Origin of the sequence: Streptomyces sp. MBT65 (assembly GCF_016612545.1) — a bacterium.
In the GTDB taxonomy this organism is placed as follows: domain Bacteria; phylum Actinomycetota; class Actinomycetes; order Streptomycetales; family Streptomycetaceae; genus Streptomyces.
Genome location: NZ_JAENRY010000764.1, coordinates 1 through 451, shown reverse-complemented (window position 1 = coordinate 451; position 451 = coordinate 1). Strand labels below are relative to the sequence as shown.

1 protein-coding gene is annotated in these 451 nt (G+C 72.7%); it reads left to right on the top strand.

What is annotated here, in order from left to right:
• The coding region (locus tag JHN63_RS52010) for a TOBE domain-containing protein (protein ID WP_200692059.1) at positions 1 to 451 on the top strand (451 nt) is incomplete at both ends.

Here is a 451-nt window from a genome sequence, read left to right as displayed (position 1 = left end):
TGTCGCTCGGCGACCGGGTCGCCGTCCTGCGCGGCGGAGTCCTCCAGCAGGTCGGCACCCCGCGCTCGGTGTACGCGCTGCCCCGCAACGTCTTCGTCGCCGCCTTCATCGGCACCCCGCGCATCAACCTCCTGCGCGGCCTGGTCCGGGCCCCGTTGGACGGCGCGATGACCATCAGCCTCGGCAAGCAGTATCTGCGCCTGCCCGAACCCCTGTGCCTGGACCACCAGTTGCTCCGCGTCCAGCAGGGCCGCGAGGTCATCGTCGGCCTGCGCTCCGAGGCCATCCGTATCGCCAAGCCCGCCGCCGCCCGCCCCGGCGAGGTGGCGATCAGCGGCCTCGTCGAGCACGTGGAGTTCCAGGGCCACGAGGTCCTCGTCCACTTCAACACCGGCTCCCGGCCCGCCGTCGTACCGGAGTTGGAGGCCCCGCGCAGCCGGTCCAGGACACC